Below are 514 nucleotides of genomic sequence, written 5' to 3' on the forward strand. Positions count from 1 at the left end.
CATATAACACTCTCCATTTTGTTGTTTTGGGCTGACTTGGACTTTTTTGTCCAATAGTTCTCATTATCAGCCAGTTTTGACCCGAAAAACGTGCTTCAAACGGTATATTGACGATTTGTTGCAAACTTGTACTGGTTCGTTCCACTGATTGATCACTGAACAACCTGATTTTCTTTCGTGGCGTGAACTGGCTCAATTCTCAATTCGTGTAGGTTGAGGGAGTCGATTCAATTAAGAGGGGGAATATGAGATGGGTAAGAAACTAAGAGAAAGCCCAACGTCGACGTTGAGCTTTGGAACGTATTAAGAGGAGGGTTAGCGAGTCTGTTTAAGCTCGGCTAATACTTCGTGCAGTGAAGGCACGATAGCGTGACCAAATTGTTTCACCTCATCGCAAGGTTCGACCAAGTCCGGAATTTGATAAGTGACCATGTTTGCCGCTACAGCGGCGCGAACACCATTATTGGAATCTTCAAAGGCCAAACATTGGCTTGGCTCTACATCCAGACGGTTC

The 514-nt window shown here is 44.4% G+C and carries 1 pseudogene; it reads right to left on the reverse strand.

Features of this window, described 5'->3' with window-relative positions:
• Window positions 1-315: 315 nt before the first annotated feature.
• Window positions 316-514: pseudogene (locus tag R8N49_RS30565) on the reverse strand (HAD family phosphatase); the annotation flags it as partial.

Source organism: Vibrio sp. 1978 (assembly GCF_033344345.1).